Origin of the sequence: Brevibacterium epidermidis NBRC 14811 (genome assembly GCF_001570805.1) — a bacterium.
In the GTDB taxonomy this organism is placed as follows: Bacteria; Actinomycetota; Actinomycetes; order Actinomycetales; family Brevibacteriaceae; genus Brevibacterium; species Brevibacterium epidermidis.
This window is the reverse complement of sequence record NZ_BCSJ01000011.1, coordinates 16,256-34,256: the sequence shown is the minus strand read 5'-3', so window position 1 is coordinate 34,256 and position 18,001 is coordinate 16,256. Positions and strand designations below refer to the sequence as shown.

At 63.9% G+C, this 18,001-nt stretch carries 18 protein-coding genes; 9 read left to right on the top strand and 9 right to left on the bottom strand.

Annotated features, from left to right (window positions below):
- Positions 1 to 3: 3 nt before the first annotated feature.
- On the top strand, positions 4 to 630 hold the full coding sequence (locus tag BEP01S_RS07315) for a carbonic anhydrase (RefSeq protein ID WP_062241864.1): 627 nt from the start codon (positions 4 to 6) through the stop codon (positions 628 to 630).
- 91 nt (positions 631 to 721) lie between these two features.
- The gene (locus tag BEP01S_RS07310; RefSeq protein WP_062241862.1) at positions 722 to 2,125 is read left to right on the top strand and encodes a class II fumarate hydratase; all 1,404 of its coding nucleotides are present in this window, start codon (positions 722 to 724) and stop codon (positions 2,123 to 2,125) included.
- Positions 2,126 to 2,296: 171 nt separating this feature from the next.
- On the opposite strand, the gene phoH2 is transcribed toward BEP01S_RS07310, so the two are convergent.
- Together phoH2 and BEP01S_RS07300 are read right to left on the bottom strand one after the other, a co-directional pair.
- The gene (gene phoH2, locus BEP01S_RS07305; protein WP_062242288.1) at positions 2,297 to 3,604 is read right to left on the bottom strand and encodes an RNA 5'-3' helicase PhoH2; all 1,308 of its coding nucleotides are present in this window, start codon (positions 3,602 to 3,604) and stop codon (positions 2,297 to 2,299) included.
- 211 nt (positions 3,605 to 3,815) lie between these two features.
- Positions 3,816 to 4,577: an isoprenyl transferase gene (locus BEP01S_RS07300; protein WP_039210378.1), complete on the bottom strand. Its 762-nt coding sequence runs from the start codon at positions 4,575 to 4,577 to the stop codon at positions 3,816 to 3,818.
- A gap of 103 nt (positions 4,578 to 4,680) precedes the next feature.
- Between BEP01S_RS07300 and trhA the strand changes: the two genes are divergently transcribed.
- Entirely contained in the window at positions 4,681 to 5,466 is a 786-nt protein-coding gene (trhA, locus tag BEP01S_RS07295; protein WP_083532615.1) for a PAQR family membrane homeostasis protein TrhA, read from the top strand.
- A 161-nt stretch (positions 5,467 to 5,627) separates the two neighbouring features.
- Here trhA and BEP01S_RS17095 read toward each other — a convergent pair whose 3' ends face one another.
- Together BEP01S_RS17095 and mca are read right to left on the bottom strand one after the other, a co-directional pair.
- Complete coding sequence (locus tag BEP01S_RS17095) at positions 5,628 to 5,966, bottom strand: hypothetical protein (RefSeq protein ID WP_241897232.1); 339 nt, start codon at positions 5,964 to 5,966, stop codon at positions 5,628 to 5,630.
- A 53-nt stretch (positions 5,967 to 6,019) separates the two neighbouring features.
- Positions 6,020 to 7,030, bottom strand: coding sequence for a mycothiol conjugate amidase Mca (mca, locus tag BEP01S_RS07285; RefSeq protein ID WP_062241860.1), 1,011 nt, complete (start codon positions 7,028 to 7,030; stop codon positions 6,020 to 6,022).
- Between the two features lie 123 nt (positions 7,031 to 7,153).
- Here mca and BEP01S_RS07280 point away from each other — a divergent pair, with 123 nt between their 5' ends.
- Positions 7,154 to 7,579 (top strand): DUF4307 domain-containing protein, encoded by a 426-nt coding sequence (locus BEP01S_RS07280; RefSeq protein WP_039210373.1) that lies wholly within the window; start codon positions 7,154 to 7,156, stop codon positions 7,577 to 7,579.
- A 188-nt stretch (positions 7,580 to 7,767) separates the two neighbouring features.
- The gene (greA, locus tag BEP01S_RS07275) at positions 7,768 to 8,262 is read left to right on the top strand and encodes a transcription elongation factor GreA (protein WP_039210372.1); all 495 of its coding nucleotides are present in this window, start codon (positions 7,768 to 7,770) and stop codon (positions 8,260 to 8,262) included.
- 111 nt (positions 8,263 to 8,373) lie between these two features.
- Here greA and BEP01S_RS07270 read toward each other — a convergent pair whose 3' ends face one another.
- Positions 8,374 to 9,801: an AI-2E family transporter gene (locus BEP01S_RS07270; protein ID WP_062241858.1), complete on the bottom strand. Its 1,428-nt coding sequence runs from the start codon at positions 9,799 to 9,801 to the stop codon at positions 8,374 to 8,376.
- Positions 9,802 to 9,865: 64 nt separating this feature from the next.
- On the opposite strand from BEP01S_RS07270, the gene BEP01S_RS07265 reads away from it, so the two are divergent.
- The 3 genes from BEP01S_RS07265 (at position 9,866) to BEP01S_RS07255 (ending at position 13,527) form a co-directional block, all read left to right on the top strand.
- The gene (locus tag BEP01S_RS07265; protein WP_244882146.1) at positions 9,866 to 10,858 is read left to right on the top strand and encodes an SGNH/GDSL hydrolase family protein; all 993 of its coding nucleotides are present in this window, start codon (positions 9,866 to 9,868) and stop codon (positions 10,856 to 10,858) included.
- Positions 10,855 to 11,592, top strand: a complete 738-nt coding sequence (locus BEP01S_RS07260) for a Maf family protein (RefSeq protein ID WP_062241854.1) — start codon at positions 10,855 to 10,857, stop codon at positions 11,590 to 11,592. The genes BEP01S_RS07265 and BEP01S_RS07260 overlap by 4 nt, the downstream gene beginning before the upstream one ends.
- A gap of 123 nt (positions 11,593 to 11,715) precedes the next feature.
- Positions 11,716 to 13,527: an acetyl/propionyl/methylcrotonyl-CoA carboxylase subunit alpha gene (locus BEP01S_RS07255; RefSeq protein WP_039210365.1), complete on the top strand. Its 1,812-nt coding sequence runs from the start codon at positions 11,716 to 11,718 to the stop codon at positions 13,525 to 13,527.
- A gap of 67 nt (positions 13,528 to 13,594) precedes the next feature.
- Here BEP01S_RS07255 and BEP01S_RS07250 read toward each other — a convergent pair whose 3' ends face one another.
- The 4 genes from BEP01S_RS07250 to BEP01S_RS07235 all read right to left on the bottom strand — a co-directional run bounded on the left by BEP01S_RS07250 (position 13,595) and on the right by BEP01S_RS07235 (position 17,416).
- On the bottom strand, positions 13,595 to 14,872 hold the full coding sequence (locus BEP01S_RS07250; RefSeq protein ID WP_062241852.1) for an RNA polymerase sigma factor: 1,278 nt from the start codon (positions 14,870 to 14,872) through the stop codon (positions 13,595 to 13,597).
- Positions 14,872 to 15,213 (bottom strand): YciI family protein, encoded by a 342-nt coding sequence (locus BEP01S_RS07245; protein ID WP_039210359.1) that lies wholly within the window; start codon positions 15,211 to 15,213, stop codon positions 14,872 to 14,874. Before BEP01S_RS07245 ends, BEP01S_RS07250 begins: the two co-directional genes overlap by 1 nt.
- A gap of 121 nt (positions 15,214 to 15,334) precedes the next feature.
- Entirely contained in the window at positions 15,335 to 16,759 is a 1,425-nt protein-coding gene (locus BEP01S_RS07240; protein WP_062241850.1) for an NAD(P)H-quinone dehydrogenase, read from the bottom strand.
- A gap of 105 nt (positions 16,760 to 16,864) precedes the next feature.
- Positions 16,865 to 17,416: a gamma carbonic anhydrase family protein gene (locus BEP01S_RS07235; protein WP_062241848.1), complete on the bottom strand. Its 552-nt coding sequence runs from the start codon at positions 17,414 to 17,416 to the stop codon at positions 16,865 to 16,867.
- Positions 17,417 to 17,699: 283 nt separating this feature from the next.
- Here BEP01S_RS07235 and BEP01S_RS07230 point away from each other — a divergent pair, with 283 nt between their 5' ends.
- A complete protein-coding gene (locus BEP01S_RS07230) occupies positions 17,700 to 17,948 on the top strand; it encodes a WhiB family transcriptional regulator (protein ID WP_009374875.1) in 249 nt (82 codons plus the stop codon).
- The last annotated feature ends 53 nt before the right edge of the window (positions 17,949 to 18,001 follow it).

Below are 18,001 nucleotides of genomic sequence, written 5' to 3'. Positions count from 1 at the left end.
GCAATGCCCAATCAGGCGTGGAAGCGACTCCTCGAGGGAAACCAGCGTTTCGTCGACGATGTCCCTCAGCACCCCAACCAGGACACGGCGCGACGAGAGTCACTGTCGGGCAGCCAGACCCCGTTCGTCACTCTCTTCGGCTGCTCGGATTCCCGAGTCGCCGCTGAGATGATCTTCGATGTCGGCCTCGGTGACATGTTCGTCGTGCGCAATGCCGGACAGGTCGTCGACCCGGTAACCTTGGGCTCGCTCGAATACGGAGTCGAGATGCTCGGCACTCCCCTGCTCGTCGTGCTCGGCCACGACAGCTGCGGGGCCGTGACCGCCGCCTACAACGCCTACGACTCGGGTGAGACTCCCCCGGGATTCATCTCCGACGTCGTCGCCCGCATCCTGCCGACAGTGGCCCGGGCCCGAAAGAACGGGCGCACCACGATCAACGCGACCGTCGGTCAGAACACCATGGACACGGTCGACAAGATCATGCAGCTGTCCACGATCATCAAGACCGCCGTCGACGACGGCCGACTCATCATCGTCGGGCTCACCTACCAACTCCACGACGGGCACACCACGGTCGTCGCCCAATACGGAGGCGACGAGGCCGCGGTCTCCAACTATGCTTCTTGAGCGACCAGCCACCTCGGTGGACAGCCGTTCAGTCTCCCAACGAGCCTGAGCTCCGCAATCATTTCCCAGGCACCCAACGGAAAGGACAACAATGACCGAAGAATTTCGCATCGAACACGACACCATGGGTGAGGTCAAAGTCCCCAAGGACGCCCTCTACAGCGCACAGACCCAGCGTGCCGTCGAGAACTTCCCGATCTCGGGCAAGACCCTCGAATCCGCCCACATCGCCGCACTGGCACAGGTGAAGAAGGCTGCCGCGAAGGCCAACGCCGAACTCGGCGTACTCGACGAGGCACGTGCCACAGCCATCCAGAACGCCGCCGATCAGGTCATCTCCGGTGAGTTCGACGCCCACTTCCCCATCGACGTGTTCCAGACCGGCTCGGGAACCTCGTCGAACATGAACACCAACGAGGTCCTGGCCTCGCTGGCGACCAAGGCCCTCGAAGCCGACGGAATCAACGTCCACCCGAACGACCACGTCAACGCCTCGCAGTCGTCGAACGACGTCTTCCCCACCTCGGTGCACCTGGCCGTGACCAAGGCCCTGGTCAACACCCTCATCCCGGCCATGGACACCCTGGCGACCTCCCTGGAGAAGAAGGCGGAGGACTTCTCCTCCATCGTCAAGTCCGGCCGCACCCACCTCATGGATGCCACCCCGGTGACGCTCGGACAGGAGTTCGGCGGCTACGCCGCACAGGTCCGTTACGGAATCGAGCGCATCGAGGCGTCCCTGCCCCGCGTGGCAGAGGTCCCGCAGGGCGGAACCGCTGTGGGCACCGGCATCAACACCCCCGACGGCTTCTCCTCCCGTGTGGTCGAGATCCTCGCCGAGGAGACCGGACTGCCGATCACCGAGGCCCGCAACCACTTCGAAGCGCAGGCCAACCGCGACGGACTCATCGAAGCCTCCGGTCAGCTGCGGACCATCGCCTACGGCTACATGAAGATCTGCAACGACCTGCGCTGGATGGGTTCGGGACCGAACACCGGTCTCGGCGAGATCGCCATCCCCGATCTCCAGCCCGGTTCGTCGATCATGCCCGGCAAGGTCAACCCGGTCATCTGCGAGGCCACCATTCAGGTCGCCGCTCAGGTCATCGGCAACGATGCCGCAGTCTCGCTGTCGTCGACCAACGGCGCCTTCGAGCTCAACGTCGGAATCCCGGTCATGGCTTCGAACCTGCTCGAGTCGATCCGCCTGCTCGCGAACGCCTCGACCGTCATGGCCGAGAAGATGATCGACGGGCTCACCGCCAATGAGGAGCGTGCCCGCTTCCTCGCCGAGGCGAGCCCCTCCATCGTCACTCCGCTGAACAAGGTCATCGGCTACGAAGCTGCGGCGAAGATCGCCAAGCACGCTGTGGCCGAGAAGATGACCGTCAAGGAAGCGACGATCGCTCTCGGCTTCGTCGAGAACGGCTCCATCACCGAGGCCGACCTCGACAAGGCCCTCGATGTCACCACGATGATCGGCAACTACAAGTAAGCCGCCGATCTGACTGATCAGAACCCGGCGCCCGGACGAAATCGTCCGGGCGCCGTTTCGTTCTGTCGTCCCACTCACACTTTCGGCGACCGCTCGCCGCAGCGTCGACCGCTCACCGCATAACACGATACATCGGCGGTAACGTGAGCGGTCGGCGACCAGAGCAGGGGCTCAGGAACGGAACGGGTCGAACTCCTCGAGCACATCAGTGACCAGAGCAGCGATCTCCGACCTCTCCGACCGCGTCAGCGTGACGTGAGCGAAGAGTTCGTGGCCCTTGAGCTTTTCGATCACCGCGGCGACTCCGTCGTGCCTGCCCACGCGCAGGTTGTCCCGCTGAGCGACATCATGGGTGAGCACCACCTTCGAATTCATTCCGATCCGTGAGAGCACGGTCAGCAGAACATTGCGTTCCAGAGACTGTGCCTCGTCGACGATGACGAACGCATCGTGGAGGGACCGTCCTCGGATGTGCGTGAGCGGCAGCACCTCGAGGATCTCTCTGTTGACCACCTCGTCGATGACGTTCTTGCTCACCAGGGCGCTCAAGGTGTCGAACACGGCTTCTGCCCAGGGGTTCATCTTCTCCCCCTCGCTGCCGGGCAGGTAACCGAGGTTCTGCCCACCCACTGCATAGAGAGGGCGGAAGACCATGATCTTCGAGTGCTTGTTCTCCTCGAGCACCTTCTGCAGACCTGCCATGAGGGCCAGCGCGGACTTCCCCGTTCCGGCTCGCCCTCCCATCGACACGATCCCCAGAGCGTCGTCGAGCAGCATGTCGATGGCGATCCGCTGTTCTGCCGACCGGCCGTGGACTCCGAAGATGTCACGGTCCCCGCGCACCATCGAGACTCGATTGCCGGTGCGTACCCGGCCCAGTCCGGATCCCCGCGGTGAGGTGATGACGACTCCGGTGTTGACCACCTCGTCGGAGACATCCTCGGTGACGATCGACCCCGAATCGTAGAACTCGCTCATCTGCTCATCGTCGAGCCCGAGCTCGCTCATCCCGGTGAACCCGGAGTCGACGGCCAACTCCGCCAGATACTCTTCCGCGTGGAGTCCCAGGGCTGATGCCTTCACCCGCATCGGCACGTCCTTGGTCACGACGACCACGTCAGCGCCTTCGGCCGAGAGGTTGCGGGCGACGGCCAGGATGCGGGTATCGTTCTCCGTCCGGTCGAAGCCGACCGGCATCGTGGAGGAGTCGATGTGATTGAGCTCGACCCGCAGCGTTCCGCCAGCATCACCAACCGGAATGGGTTGATCCAATCGGTCAAAGTCGGAACGGAAGTCGTCGAGGATGTGGAGGGCTTTGCGAGCCGTGAAACCGAGTTCGGGATGGTTGCGTTTGCCCTCGAGCTCGGAGACGACGATGAGCGGAATGACGACGTGGTGTTCGGCGAAGCGCAGAAGCGCTCCGGGATCCGACAGCAGCACCGAAGTGTCGAGAACGTAGGTGTGGACTTTTTCAGCCATGAGGACCTCTGAGGCGTGAGTTCCGCCGAGATCCGGTTCTGACATCCCCCGATCTCGGGTTGGTGTCGACCAACTACAGTCAACCTAACCCGGTTCTCGCTCACACTCGGTAGCGGCACGCGTGCTCGGGCAAGTCGAGGTCATGAACTTCGAGTGAATGCGGGATTCCACCGTCAGACGGCCAGGAATCCGCGCTGGCCGCAGACGGAGCCTATTTGCCGAAGCGTCGTTGCCGCAGACCGTAGTCACGCACGGCGCGGAGGAAGTCCGTGCGACGGAAGTCAGGCCAATATGCTTCGCAGAAGTAGAACTCCGAATAGGCGCTCTGCCACATGAGGAAGCCGGAGAGACGCTGCTCTCCCGATGAGCGGATGATCAGGTCGGGATCGGGCTGGCCCTTGGTGTAGAGGTGCTCGCCGATCTGCTCGGGAGACAGCTCCGAGATGATCGTCTCCAGATCCTGGCCGTCGTCTGCCCGAGTCCGCAGCAGCGACTTCACCGCGTTGACGATCTCCTGTCGGCCGCCGTAGCCGACGGCGACGTTGACCCGCATTCCGCAGTCCTCGGTCGTCGTCACTGCTTCCAGGCGGGCTCGCAGATCGGGAGGAACGATATCGAGATCACCGACAAGCTGGACACCGACGCCGTCGAGCGCCGCGATCTTCTCCACCAAGTCGGAGATAATCTCGATGAGGATCGACACCTCTTCGGCCGAACGAGCGAGGTTTTCCTTGGACAGGACGTAGAGGGTGACGATCTCCACGTCGATCTCGTGGCACCAGCCGAGGAATTCGACGATCTTCGCAGCTCCGGCCCGGTGCCCGTCGGCGGTCGTCGCACCGAATTCCTTCGCCCACCTACGGTTGCCGTCGGTGATGACGCCGACGTGCCGCGGAACCGGAACCGACTTGTCGAGCTCACGTTTGAGTCGTCGCTCGTACAGCCGATAGAGCAGGTTCACGGGTCGCGCCACAGCTGTCCTCTTCCATATGGATTAGCGATCGGATCGAACACTGTACAGACTACTAGCCGACGTTGCTGAATGAGGCCTCGGGCCCGCTCGCTACTATGGAGTCATGAATGCTTCGCTCGCCGATTCCTCTCAAGTCGTTCCCGACGGCTCCAGGCCGGTCGGTTCATCAGGTGGCGATGATGCAACGCCTGCCGCTGAGCATCGCATCGCCCGTCGCCGCATGGCACTGCGGGCCGAGCTGACGAAGCTGGCGGGACAGGTCAAGCCGAAGCTGCGTGGCTGGTTCCACGCCGGGGCGTTCCCCCTGGCGATGATCGGCGGCCTGGCGCTGGTGATCATCTCTCCGACGATCGAATCGCGCATCGCCGCCGCGATCTTCGCCGTCACCAGCATGCTGCTCTTCGGCACCTCCGCCGTCTACCACCGAGGCCGCTGGCGCACCCGCGTCCGTTTGGTTCTGCGCCGACTCGACCATGCGAACATCTTCCTCATCACCGCCGGCACATACACACCGTTGGCCGTGCTGATGCTCCGCACCGACCAGGCGATCCTCCTGCTGTCCGTGCTGTGGGGTGCCGCCGCACTCGGCGTGGCCTTCCGTACGATCTTCACCACCGCGCCGAGGTGGCTCTTCGTCCCCATCTACATCGGGTTCGGAGTCGCCGGAGTCGGATACATCCCCCAGATCTGGGCGACGAACTTCCCCGTCGGCCTCCTCGTCGTCCTCGGCGGCGTGTGCTATATCGCCGGCGCCGTGATCTACGGGATCAAACGACCGAACCCTTCGCCGAAGTGGCTCGGCTTCCATGAGATCTTCCATATCCTCACGATCCTCGGCTACGGCTGCCACCTCGCCGCACTCATCGTCGCCGCAGTCGCGGCCTACTGACCCAGTCGGTCGCGTGGCGAGGGCCCACTGACTGCGCTCGGCTCGACCCGGGAAGTCCGTCCATCGGCAGGATCTGCGAACACGGAAACGGCGCGATCACCCATCGGTGATCGCGCCGTTGTCATTGAGCTCAGAGGCCCAGCGTCCTCCGGTTCAGAAGTTCAGGAGCGGTCGTCGGACGATTCGGAGGAATCGGTCGGCTCCTCCGTCGAGCCGCCTCGGCGATCTTCATCGTCAACCCCGGTTTCTTCGCCCGCTTCGTCGGTTCTGCTGTCGGCCTCGTCGGATTCGCTGTCAACGGTCTCCGGTTCGGGCGCTTCCGGACCGGAGAGCTTCGACTGGTTGGGCACCACATGTTTGCGCAGCGGGATCGGATAGGCGTCGCTGGCACCCGAGCGTGCCCGCACCCGACGGACACGGCGCAGGGCGTCGCGGATGAGGAAGATCGTCAGGACGACGATTGCGAGGGTCGCCAGGAAGCCGATGGTTCCGGGTGTCACCAGATCCGGGTCCGGGCCTCCGCTCGGAGTCGGAGCTGGAGTGGACGCGAGGATCATGCGCGGGTGTCGCTTTCGGTCGGGACGGAGGAATCAGCGTCGAGGTCGTCTGCTGCCGGTGATTCCGGGAGCATCCCCTCTTCGGAAACACGACGACCGTCATCGAAGGTCACGGCAGCGAACAGATCGGTCTCCTGGAAGTCGAGATCCCGGTTGAGCTGCTCACGGCCGGTGAGGTCGAGTGCGAGTTCAAACTCTTCGGTCGGCCAATACGTGCGAGCGGCCTTGCGGGAAGCGGAGAAGAACCCGCCCTCGGGGTCGATCTGAGTGGCGTGGGAGAGAAGCGCACGATCGCGAGCGGAGAAGAACTCGGAGCAGGCGATGCGGGTGCTCAGCCAGTTGTGGCGCTGGTTATCTCGCTTCTTGAAGTCCTCGAGATGGTCGGCGAACGGGGACTCGAGTCCCGCTTCGAGCATCTTCTCGTGGATGGTGATCCACTTCTTCGCCGACAGATCCTGGTTGAAGTAGATCTTCTGCACCTGCCACGGTTCGCCGAGCTCGGGGTGGGAGTTCGCATCAGCGGCAGCCTCGACGGCGGCCATGGTCACGGCATGGTTCTTGATGTGATCGGGGTGAGGATATCCGCCGAGTTCGTCATAGGTGGTCACCACCTGCGGGCGGAAGGTGCGGATGATGTGGACGAGAGGCAGCATCGCCACCTCGTCAGGGACCCGATAGAAGCAGCCGGGAGGAGTCTGGTTGTCGAAATCGCCGTCGGGCAGACCCGAATCGACGTGGCCGACCCAGACATGCTCGGCGCCGAGAGCTGCGGCAGCGGTGGCCATCTCCTCACGGCGGAGACCGGCGATGTCCCGGCTGGCCTTCGGGCTCTGGAGCAGAGCAGGGTTGAGGATGTCTCCGGCCTCACCACCGGTCATGGTGGCGATGAGCACCCGCGCACCCAGAGAAGCGTACTTCGCGCTCGTTGCCGCACCCTTCGAGGATTCGTCGTCGGGGTGGGCATGGACGGCCAAGAGGCGCAGCCCATGGTACGGAAGCGAAGTCATATCCTAAATGTCCCTTTCGATTCAGCCTGGTGGCCACCCGCTGCCGGCGCTGCGGCTGACATGATCGCCGGCAGAGGATCGACTACTCTAGATTAGTGCGCGAAGTACTTAAAGAGGAATTCAATGACTGAGGTAACAGTGGCACCACCACTGAATGAAGATCGCTACGGCCGGACCCGCAGACCCAAGCGTGAGCTGAGCCGTAGAGCGAAGATCATCGCCGTCATCGTCCTCGCCGCAGTCGTCGCTGTCATCGCAGTCTGGGCCTTCCGCCCGCAGACGAATCCCACGACGCCGCGCACTCTTGACTATTCGGTTGTCGACGATTCTTCAACGCACGTCAGCGTCGGAATATTTCCTGATCAGAAACGCGACGTGCACTGCATCATCCAGGCCACGAATGAGCACGAAGCGGTAGTCGGCTTCACCGAGGTCACCGTTCCTGCCGATCCGAACGCCGACCCGAACTCGCCGAAGCGCGTCGACGTCGACCTGGCCACGACGCAGCTGGCCGCCTCAGGTCACGTGGAATCCTGCTGGTTCGAATAGTTCTCGCACGAGGACGCGCGTTGCGGTCACGAACCTCCGGCTCACGGCCGGGAACGTGATGGAACTCATCGTTTTTCTCCGCTGATGCGTTACACTATAGTTTCATTCAACTTCCGGGCGTGCCCATACGCCCGGTTTTTTCGTTGCCTGACACGCCTGTCAGTGCACCGACCGAAGAAGGAGAAGTCATGACCGAGGAAGTCACCCAGGAAGAAACATGGTTGACCCAGGAGGCCTTTGACCGCCTGTCGAAGGAACTCGAGCATCTCTCCGGACCGGGTCGTGCAGAGATTGCTGAGAAGATCGAAGCCGCCCGCGACGAGGGTGACTTGAAGGAGAACAGCGGCTACCACGCAGCGCGTGACGAGCAGGGCAAGCAGGAAGCACGCATCCGCCAGCTCGAGGTGCTGCTGCGCAATGCCAAGGTCGGTTCCAGCGACAGCGACGGCAAGACCGTCACCCCGGGAACCGTCGTCAACGCAACTGTCGCCGGCAACAGCATGCGGTTCCTGCTGGGCAACCGCGAGATCGCCGGAGACTCCGATATCGACGTCTTCTCGGAGAAGTCCCCGCTCGGAGCGGCTGTCCTCGGCGTCAAGGCCGGAGACAAGACCTCCTACGAGGCTCCGAACGGCAAGACAATCGAGGTCAAGGTCGACTCCGTGGAGGCCTTCACCGGCTGATCGAGTACAGACCGAAGTGGGCGGGTGCGATTTCGCACCCGCCCACTTGTCTATTCACTGGTCCGTTCACTCCGGCTCAGGCGAGACCCGTCGGACCGTTGGGCCAGAACCTCAGCCTTCGGGGTCCTGCTTCGAGCGTTCGGGTCCCGCCGAAGTGTCTGACTCACCGGAGTCGTTCGGTTCGGAACCAGAGGCACGTTCGTCTTCTGCGGACTCGTGGACGGCGTCGTTGAGCCGTTCTTTCGCTGTCTCGAGGACGGCGGTGGCTTCGCGCTCATTCGGGTCACGCGGCGGATCCTCCTCCGCGTCCTCAGCATCACCGGCGTTCGTGCGCACGATATAACTGACGACGCTGTTGAGCACTGCCACCAGGGGAACGGCGAAGAGGGCGCCGACGATGCCGAAGAGGAATCCGCCGCCGGTGACCGCGAGGATCACAGCCAGCGGATGGACGGACACGGCCTTGCCCATGAGGAACGGCTGCAGGACTTGGCTTTCGATCTGCTGGACGGCGATGACCACGGCCAACATGATGACCGCGCTGATCAGTCCGTTGGAGACCAATGCCACGAGCACGGCGACCGCGCCGGAGGCGATCGCACCGACGACGGGGACGAACGAAGTGAGGAACACCAGCACTGTCATGGGGATGACCAGCGGGATTCCGAGGAACGCGGCACCGATGCCGATGCCGATCGCGTCGACGGCGGCGACGAGGATCTGGACCCGCACGTACTGCACGAGGGTCGTCCACCCTTTCAAAGCGGCACCCGTGGCGACGGGGCGGGCCGGGACCGGCAGCAGGTTCATCACCCACTTGAAGATGTTCTGTCCGTCATAGAGGAAGAAGAACGTCGTGAACAGGCAGACAGCCATGCCGGTGAGGAAGGTCCCCACCGAGGAGGTGGCCTGCAGGGCGCCACCGAGGAGCTGGCTGCTGTTGTTCTGGAAGAAGTTCGTCGCGGTATCGATGGCTTCGTTCATATAGCTCGAGATCGTCGAGGCATCGATTCCGAAGGGACTCGAGGCCAACCATCCGCTGATCCCGGACACACCGGCGATGACCTGTTTGACGAGGTCGGGCATCCCGGAATAGATCTGCTGGCCGACGAGGCCGAAGAGTCCGAGGACGACGACGATGAATCCGATGAAAGCGATCGCTGCGGCCCCTCCGCGAGGAATGCCCTTCTTGTTCAGCCATCCGGTCAGCGGAGCGAGCAGTGCGGCCAGCAGCAGAGCGATGAGCACGGGCAGCACGACGCTGGAGATCTTCGACAGGAGCCACAGAGCCACACCGATCGCCACGAGGACGACGATCGACCGCCACGACCACGCGGCAGCGAGTTTGAGGCCAGGAGCCACATATGGTTTGGCCTCGGCTTCGATTCGGCTGAGTGCGATCTCCTCAGGACTGACCGCCTGCGACGGGGTCACTTCGGGTTCGGGCTCGGTTTGTTGAGAGGATCCGCGTCCGCGCCGGAACGCCTCCCAGGCCCCTCGGAATCGGTTCTGAGGTTGCTGCTGATCGTTTTCGCTCATGCCCCAACAATAGTTGTTGATGCACTGACAAAGGTGCAATGATGACGCCGGAGGAGGGAATTCAGTGGGAAGACGCTTGATCTATACGCTGGCGACCATGGGCGCGACAGTCGTCGGCGCCGGCGCCTCGGCGGCCGGGCTGCTCCGCCACCAGGCCGGATCGCTGCGCCGTTCCTTCGACGACGACAAGAATCGTCGCTACTCCACATTCACCGAGGCGATCGCCGCCCCGCGTGACAACGACGATGACGACTCCGCCGCCCTGGCCATCATCGGCGATTCCTGGTTGTGCGGGGTAGACGTCGATCCCGAGCAGGCGCCGCCGACTCTCATCGGCCGCGGATTGGCGCGGATGCTCGGCACCACCGTCCGGGTCCAGACCACGGCCCGTCCCTCGGCGCTGTCAGATGATCTGCATCGGCAGGTCGATGAGGTCCTGCGTTCACCTTGGCTCTCCCGTCAGCTTTCGGACCAATGGAGCGAGGACCGCCGGTTTGCGATCATCTCGATCGGCACCGGCGACATCATCCACCCGATCCAGGCGACCATCGGCGTTCCCGTACTCAACCAGGCCATCAACCGGCTGCAGCGCGAGGGTCGCTACACTGTGTTCGTCCTCGTCTGCCCCAATCTCGGCGGTCTGCCGGGGCTGCGCGATCCGCTCAAGACGTCCCTGCGTCGGACCTCCCGTGTCCTCGCCGGCTCCCAGTGGCTGGCCGCGCTGGCCGCACGTGCGGTTCCGCTGCGGTCGACTGGATCTCTCAGCGGTACGACACGCTGGTCTCTGCTCAATGACTCCGGACGGTTCCCCAGCGAACTCGGCTATGCACAGCTGTCCTCGACTCTGCTGTCCGCGATCGCCGAACGCATCGAAGCTCCGGTCGTCGTCGACCGCAGCCTCGATATCCCGGAGAAGGGCGAATCCGCTCGCCGTCACGACCTCATTCCCGGAGCGGAAGCCCCGTCTGCCGAAGATGCTGTAGACGCAGAAGAAGCACCGGAGACGCAGGACGGCACTGACGAACCCGTTCCGAATCGCTCGGAGGCCGTCTCGTGATCCCCGTGGTCCTCGCGTCCCAGTCTCCATCGCGTCGACAGATCCTGCGAGACGGCGGGATCGACCCGGTCATCATCGTCTCCGAGGTCGACGAGCGCGCCATCGAGGATGAGTTCACCGGTTCCGTCGGTGAGCTGACCACAGCCCTGTCGGAGGCGAAGGCACGTGCCGTCACCGATCGGATCATTGCCACCACTCCCCCGGCTCTGCACGGTGCGGACACCGTCGTCGTCATCGCCGGGGACTCTCTGCTCGAGTTCGACGGGCGGGCCATCGGGAAACCGGGAACGGCAGAACGCACTCGTGAAGTCTGGTCGGCGATCGCTGGTCAATGGACGCAGCTGCATTCGGGTCATACGGTCGCCGTGCTCTCGCGGACCCCGCAGACGAACGGCCCCGCCGACCGGTCGGGAGCCGACGACGGCAGCGTTATCGTCGACGAAAACGATCGGACCGCCTCGGCGATCTTCGAACTCAGTGCGCTGCGGTCGAAACGGTCGGCCACCTCGGTGCTCATCGGCACACCCACTCCAGAGGAGCTCGAAGCGTACATCGCCACCGAAGAGCCGTTCCACGTGGCCGGAGCGCTGACGATCGACGGGTACGGTGGGGCCTTCGTCGACCGGCTCGACGGCGACCATCTCACCGTTCTCGGACTCAGCCTGCCCGTCGTGCGCGAATTGGTCACCGACATGGGCCTGTTGTGGCCCGATCTGTGGACTCTCCAGCGGTAGACTCGACCCTGTTCCAGTGACACGCCCGAGGACATTGAAGTTCTCGTCGCAATTTTTTATCGCTGTCCTACAAACGCTTGGTGCTGTTCTCTAAATTGTTCTGTGATCATACAAAGGAGCACCATGACCACAGTTCTCTCCGACTCAACGACCTCGGAACTGAGCACCACTGTTCCGACCGGGGCCGTCCGCCGGGTCCTCATCGCCAACCGCGGTGAGATCGCTCTGCGCATCATTCGGGCCGCACACGACCTCGGCATCAAGGCCGTCGCCGTGTACACCCGCGCCGATTCAGATGCCGACTTCGTCGAACTCGCCGACGACGCGTGGCTGCTGGACGGTTCCGGAGCCGGAGAGACCTATCTCGACATCGACAAGATCCTCGCCTTGGCAAAGCGCTCCGGCGCTGATGCCATCCACCCCGGCTACGGTTATATGGCCGAGAATGCGCAGTTCGCGCAGGCCGTCATCGATGCAGGGCTGATCTGGGTCGGTCCTCCCCCGGCAGCGATCGAGCTCCTCGGTGACAAGTCCGGAGCCCGTGCCGTCGCCGAGGCCGTCGATGCTCCGGTCGCACCCGGTTCCGACGGAGCGGTGGCCGATTTGGCCGAAGCCGCAGAGGTGGCCGAACGGATCGGGTTCCCCGTCGTCGTCAAGGCCGTCCACGGCGGAGGCGGACGCGGTTTCCGTGCCTGCGCTGCAGCCGAGGACCTCGAAGCCGCATATTCCGCGGCCACCCGGGAGGCGCAGAGTGCCTTCGGTCGCGGTGAGTGCCTCATCGAGAAGCAGATCGTGCGCCCCCGTCACATCGAGACTCAGTGCTTGGCCGATTCCCATGGAAATGTGCGGATCGTGTCCACGCGTGACTGCACTCTGCAGCGTCGCAACCAGAAGATCGTCGAAGAAGCACCTGCCCCGTTCCTCAGCGCCGAGCAGGAGCGCATCGTCTCCGAAGCCTCGGCCCGCCTGCTCGCCCATGTCGGCTACGTCGGCGCTGCGACCTGTGAGTTCCTCCTCGGCGAGGACGGCACCATCATCTTCATGGAGGCCAATGCGCGCATCCAGGTCGAGCACACCGTCACCGAGGAGATCACCGGAGTCGACCTCGTCGGCTGGCAGGTTCGCATCGCTTCGGGTGAGACGCTTCCCGATGAGTTCCCCGCCGTACGCGGACACTCCTTCCAGTTCCGCATCAACGCCGAGGATCCCACGACGTTCTTCCCCGCCACCGGCGCGGTGAAGAACTACCGTGCGCCTTCAGGTCCCGGAGTGCGTCTTGACTCGGGAATCGGGGAAGGCAGCGTCGTCGGCACGGACTTCGACCCGATGCTGGCCAAACTCGTCGTCACCGGTGCCACTCGTGATGAGGCCCTGGCCCGAGCCCGCCGCGCTCTGTCCGAGTACCGCATCGAGGGGGTCTCGACGCTGCTGCCGCTGCACCGAGTGCTCGTCGATGAGCCGGCGTTCGCCACAGAATTCAAGGTCTGGACCAACTGGCTCGAAACCGCTTTCGTCAATCCGCTGGCCGATCCACAATTAGGAGAACAGATGAGTACTGCAACCGACAGCTTCAGTGTTGTGGTCGAGGTCGATGGCCGCCGAATGACCGTTTCGGTACCAAAGGACGTCATCGCCGACCTCGGTCATGTTCCCAGCCCCAGCGTGCCGCGGCGCAAGCGCGGACTGAGCAGCCGCAAAGGCGCGAAGATCGCTGACGATTCGAATGCCCTCAACGCTCCCATGCAGGGCACCATCGTCTCCGTCTCCGTCAATCCCGGTGACACCGTCGAAGCCGGCGACACCCTTGCCGTCATCGAAGCGATGAAGATGGAACAGCCTCTCAAGGCCGGTCACTCCGGCACCGTCTCCGAGGTGCTCGTCGACGCAGGTGCCTCCGTGAAGTCCGGTGAGGCGATCATCCGCTTCGCCGCCTGAGGAGCGCCTCCCTGCGTTCGCTTCGCGCCGAACGCGGCAGTCCCAAACGGAGAAGTCCCTGCCCGGGTCACCGCTGAAGATCGGTGATCCGGGCAGTGATGAATTCGGATTCGGCGTCGTTGCCGGGGCAATCCAGCCCGGCGGCATAGGCGTCCTCGGCTTCGGAAGTGCGGCCGAGTTCGTCCAGTGTGATGGCTCTGGCGATGTGGAAGGGCCTGTGCCGCAGCAGCTGCGGGTCGTCGGCCAGTTTGTCCAGGGCGCTCATGGCCGCTTCGGGTCCTGAGACCTTTCCCAGGGCGATCGCGGTGTTGAGGGCGACGACCGGAGACGGGTCAAGGTCGGAGAGCATCCGGTAGAGCACGAGGATCTGCTTCCAGTCCGTGTCGGCGAATCTCGCGGCATCAGCATGGAGTGCTGCGATCGCCGCTTGAATGGTGAAGGCACCGGCTCCCGGCTCCCCTGCGGCCGTGTCAACGAGCGCCGTGCCTTCGGCGATGAGGAAAGAGTCCCACTTGCTGCGGTCCTGGTCGGCCAGCGGCACCGGCCGGCCGTCCTGAGCCACCCGAGTGCTCTCTCGTGCTCGCGTGAGCAGGAGCAGAGCCAGCAGACCACGGGCTTCGGTCTGCCCTGGCAGGTATCCGACGAGAAGTCGGGTCAGACGGATGGCTTCGCGCTGCAAGTCGACTCGAGTATGCGCGGGACCTGAAGTGGCATTGATGCCCTGGGTGAAGATGAGGTACAGGACGCGCAGCACTCCGGGCAGCCGATCGCTGATTTCATCGGGTGCGGGACGACCAAAGGGTATCCCGGTCTTGAGGATCCGCTGCTTGGCGCGGACGATCCGCTGCTGCATCGTTGCGGTCTCGACGAGGAAGCCGGCAGCCACCTCGGCGGTGGTCAGTCCCGAGAGGAAGCGCAGGATGAGCACGATGCGCTCATCCTCGCGCAAGGTCGGATGCGAACAGGTGAAGAACAGCCCGAGGCGTTCGTCGGGTATATCCGCTCCGTCCATCTCCTCGCCGAGGCGCACCGCATGGTCATCGTGGTCACCCGGTCGCAGCTCATCCTCGATGCGCAGCCGCGCGAGGTGCCGGGTGCGCACTTCGTCGGCGCGGATGAGATCGATGGCGCGGTTCTTCGCCGTGGCCATCAGCCACGCCTGGGGCCGTTCGGGCACTCCGCGACTCGGCCAGGTCTCAACCGCGCGGAGGACGGCGTCGTGGAGGGCCTCCTCGGCGAGGTCGAAGTCACGGTACCGGGTGACCAAAGACGCGAGCAGCCGCCCGAAGTCCTCCTCGCCGATGGCGCTGAGGACCCGGGCGGTCGCGTCCGGATCGGGCTCCATCAGTAGTCGGCCACCGGACGGATCTCGATGTGTCCGGCTTTCGCTGCGGGGCTCTTCTTCGCCCAGGCGATCGCCTCGTCGATGTCGGCGACCTCGATGACGTAGCTGCCGCCGACGAACTCGTTCGATTCGGCGAACGGGCCCGAGGTGACCAGCGATTCGCCTCCGGATCCACTGACCCGGACCCCGAGTTCGGGCCCTTCGAGGGCGAAGCCGCCGACGACGACTCCCGCCTCGTTGATCTCCTTGTCGAATGCCATGAACTCGGTTGGATCCGCGCCGCCGTCCTCACCGCAGTCAGGATCCTGTGTGCGTCCCATGAGCAGAAGTGCGTACTTCATGTCGTTCTCCTTCGTCGTTCCTCATGTCATGCCGGGCGGCCTGACACCATGATGACGGTCGAGGAGTGACGAGATCGACAGCTGCGGAGAAAAACTTTCTGCGGTTGCAGAATCGCCGAGATCAGAGGTGGCGGTGGAGCTTCCGTGCCGCTTCGGTCAGCGAACCGCTCACCGAGGGGTAGACGACGAAGGAGGCGGAGAGCTGATCGACCGTGAGCCGGTTCTCCACGGCCATGGTGATCGGCAGGATGAGCTCGCTGGCGCGGGGGCCGACGACGACGCCGCCGAGGATGGAGCCGGATCCGCGGCGGGCGAAGATCTTGACGAAGCCGTCCTCGATGCCGAGCATCTTGGCGCGCGGGTTCGTGTCCAGCGGCAGCATCACGGTGTCGATGTCCGTCGGGTTCTCGCGGTAGTTCTGCTGGGTGAAGCCGACGGTCGCGATCTCGGGTGCGGTGAACACGTTCGATGCGACGTTGCGCAGCTTGAGCGGCTGCACGGCGTCGCCGAGTGCGTGGTTCATGGCGATTCGGCCCTGCATCGCTGCCACGGAGGCCAGCGGCAGCACGCCGGTGCAGTCACCGGCTGCATAGATTCCGGCGCGTGAGGTCCGCGAGACCCCGTCGACGGCGATGTGTCCGGATTCGCTGACCCGCACACCGGCCGTCTCCAGGCCGAGGCCTTCGGTGTTAGGAATCGAACCTACGGCCATGAGGCAGTGGGATCCGTTCACCTTGCGGCCGTCTGCGAGCACCACTTCGACCCCGTCGTCGGTGCGGGTCACCGAGGCGGCGCGGGAGCGGGAGAGGACGTTCATGCCCTTGTTGCGGAAGACGAATTCGAGCACATCGGCTGCGTCCTCGTCCTGACCGGGCAGGACCTTCTCACGCGAGGATACGAGGGTCACCTCGGTGCCCAGGGCGCGGTAGGCCGAAGCGAACTCGGCACCGGTGACACCGGAGCCGACGACGATGAGGTGTTCGGGCAGTTCGTCGAGGTCGTAGAGCTGGGTCCAGGTGAGGATGCGCTCACCGTCGGGCTGCGCAGTCGGCAGCTCGCGCGGATGGGCACCGACGGAGAGGAGGATCGTCGAGGCCTCGAGTGTGTATTCGGTGCCGCCGGCTTCGACGACGTGGACCTGGTCGCGTCCGGCCAGGGTCGCCTTGCCCTGGATAGCTTTCACGCCGGCGCGGATGAGGCCTTCGTAGATGTCGTTGGCCTGAGCGTCGGCGAGCGAGAGGATACGCTTGTTGACCGCTTCAAGGTCGGCGGTGACTCGGCGCGTATCGGCTTCGGTGTCCGCGGCGTCCTCGATCCGGATACCGAGCCCGCCGGAGCGCTCGATCTCATCCATCATCTCAGCGGTGGCGATGAGCGACTTCGACGGCACGACATCGGTGAGCACGGCGGAACCACCACACCGATTCTGCTCGATGAGCATGACATCGGCACCGAGCTGAGCCGCGACGAGCGCAGCTTCGTAGCCGCCGGGGCCGCCGCCGATGATGACGACGCGATCTGCAGTGGATTCAAATTCAGTGTTCACACTGTGATTGTCTCAAATCCCCACGTTGCTTGCGAACGACACCCTCGGGATCAGCAAAGACATCTTCGGGATCAGTTCGGCGCCGGTCTGATCAGCTCTGTCCGATCAGCTCGGGTCGACCACCTCGGCGGTGTCCTTGTGCAGGGTCGACAGGTGCACATAGGACTGTGCGTTCTGCCGGACCTTCTCCACTCCTTCGTCGGTCATCTCCCTGCGCACCTTCGCGGGGACACCGGCGACCAGGGACCGGGCGGGGATCTCCGTGTCTTCGAGGACGACGGCGCCTGCGGCGATGAGTGATTCGCTGCCGATATGGGCATCGTTGAGCACTGTCGAGTGCATGCCGATGAGCACATCGTCGTCGACGACGGCACCATGGACGAGCGCCTGGTGGCCGATTGAGACTCGGGCGCCGATGACGACGGGTTTGCCGGCGTCGGTGTGCATGACGGTGTTGTCCTGCACGTTCGAGTCCTCACCGATCGTGATCGGGGCTGCCTCGGCGCGCAGAACACAGCCGTAGAAGACGCTCGCGCCCTTCTTCACATGGACGTCACCGACGAGGGTGGCACCGGCTGCGACGAACGCCCCCGGATCGATCTGCGGTGTGTGGCCGCCGACGGAGACGATGCGGGGTTGGGCGAGATCGTTGGTCATGAGTCCTCCATTGGTTCACGAGATGTCCGTGTGCATTCACCTGCTGTCTGCATGTGCCTGACAGTCTAGGCGGAGACGCCCGATCAGACCCGAAAAGACGAATAGCGGACCGATTTGCACGATCGCCCCTGTAGCAGGACAATGGGGAAAATTCTTGTCAGAAATTTCACACTGCTGGACCCTTGTGCGCCCAATTGCGTTATGTGAACCTTGACTGTGAGAGTTGCACGCCCGGAATTCGGGCGTGATCAACCGCGTTCACTGAATTCGTCGAAAGGTCACCATGGATTGGCGACACCGTGCAGCATGCCTCAATGAGGATCCGGAGCTCTTCTTCCCGATCGGCAACACCGGACCCGCGCTGCTCCAGATTGAGGAAGCAAAGACTGTCTGTCGCCGTTGTGAAGTCGCAGAGACCTGCCTTCAGTGGGCCCTCGAATCCGGTCAGGATGCGGGAGTCTGGGGCGGTCTGAGTGAGGACGAGCGCCGCGCTCTCAAGCGTCGTGCAGCTCGCGCTCGCCGCGCCGGCTGAACAGCTGACAAACGGGGAGGCAGTCCCCTGAACTGCCGCAGCTATATCTGAAT